This is a genomic window from Nodularia sp. UHCC 0506 (genome assembly GCF_034931045.1).
In the GTDB taxonomy this organism is placed as follows: domain Bacteria; phylum Cyanobacteriota; class Cyanobacteriia; order Cyanobacteriales; family Nostocaceae; genus Nodularia.
Genome location: NZ_JAYGHH010000007.1, coordinates 155784 through 157256, shown reverse-complemented (window position 1 = coordinate 157256; position 1473 = coordinate 155784). Strand labels below are relative to the sequence as shown.

Here is a 1473-nt window from a genome sequence, read left to right as displayed (position 1 = left end):
TATCACAGACTCAATAATTCAAACTTTACAAAAGTTACATCCCGATGGACAATTTTGTATAGGTCAAGATTGTGGTATTTATTGGCGCGAAACACAACCACCGGAAAAAGGTACAGTAGCACCAGATTGGTTTTATGTCCCTGATGTAGCACCAAGATTAGAAGGTAAAATTCGCCGTTCTTATGTGTTATGGCGGGAATATATACCCCCATTAATTGCGATAGAATTAGCCAGTGGTAATGGTGATGAAGAACGAGACAAAACACCTCTACCTTTATCTGGTAATCGTGAAGGTGCAAAACCTGGGAAATTTTGGGTATATGAACGAGTGATCCGCATTCCCTACTATGCTATTTATGAAGTTAATAATGAGAAATTAGAAGTTTATCACTTGGTAGATTTTTCCTACCAAAAAATGCAACCTAACGAACGTGGACATTACCAAATTCCCCCTTTAGGTGTAGAATTAGGACTATGGCAAGGAAGTTATTTAAATAATCCTGAGCAACTTTGGCTGCGCTGGTGGGATTTAGATGGTAATTTATTATTAGTCGGTAAAGAAGAAGCCCAATTACAAAGATTACGGGCTGAACAAGCAGAACACAAAGCAGCACAATTAGCAGCAAGATTGCGAGAAATGGGTATTGATCCAGATACAATAGATTAAGCAATTTTTCGCACAAAGTAAGAAATATGCAAAGGGTTATTTTGTCAAGGGATTTGCAGATTAATTGGGTGAGTTTTATTGCTGATTTTCTGTTGGTGGGGATGGTTTTTGGCCCCCCTATTGCTCCTTTTTTGGCTGCGTCTGATGTGTCTTTGCTGGGTAGGATTGCGGACATTATTTATTTCATGGGTAATCATGTCTGTCCACAACCTGATATGGGTTTGGATTTAGCACCCCCATTTATTATGGCTGTGTGTATGCGTTGCTATGGTACGGTGACGGGGTTGCTAATTACTCGGCTGTTATATGGGGTAACTGGTGGTAAGGGTTTTTATTGGTTAAGTCAATATGGCTGGAATGGTGCAGCTTTGGCTAGTGTGTTGATGATGGCTTATCCTTTGGAATTGGCTGCTCAGGTTTTCGGTTTTTGGAATTTTAATAATTATTTGGTGACACCTTTTGGGTTAATTACGGGTTTGGCTTGGGGTTTATTTACTATGCCGCTTCTGCATGGTTGGCGACAAGGTAAGCGGACAAATCTCAGCCCTGAATGGCATAGAATTGAAAAAGAAGCTCACCTATAGTCACCCCATGACCAAAACATCATCGTCCAATGCGTCAAGTCAGATAAGAGACATTGATATCGTTGACTTTGAGGGATTTGTTGAACCAAAAACAAACGGGGACGATTCCTTAGAAAAAGTTATAGGATTAGTTGATGAATGGATGGCTGATGAATCGGGGTACGATGAAGAAACATACCCTCAGATTGAAGTGGCTTTAAATCAGAATTGGCGGACTGCATA

General features: G+C 40.3%; 2 protein-coding genes and 1 pseudogene. All 3 read left to right on the top strand.

Features of this window, described 5'->3' with window-relative positions; translation table 11 throughout:
- Nucleotides 1-667: Uma2 family endonuclease (locus VB654_RS07695; RefSeq protein WP_323213078.1), on the top strand; the 667-nt coding region annotated here is incomplete at its 5' end.
- Between the two features lie 26 nt (nt 668-693).
- Nucleotides 694-1251: a DUF2085 domain-containing protein gene (locus VB654_RS07690; protein ID WP_323213077.1), complete on the top strand. Its 558-nt coding sequence runs from the start codon at nt 694-696 to the stop codon at nt 1249-1251.
- A gap of 7 nt (nt 1252-1258) precedes the next feature.
- Nucleotides 1259-1473 (top strand): annotated as a pseudogene (locus VB654_RS07685) (hypothetical protein); the annotation flags it as partial.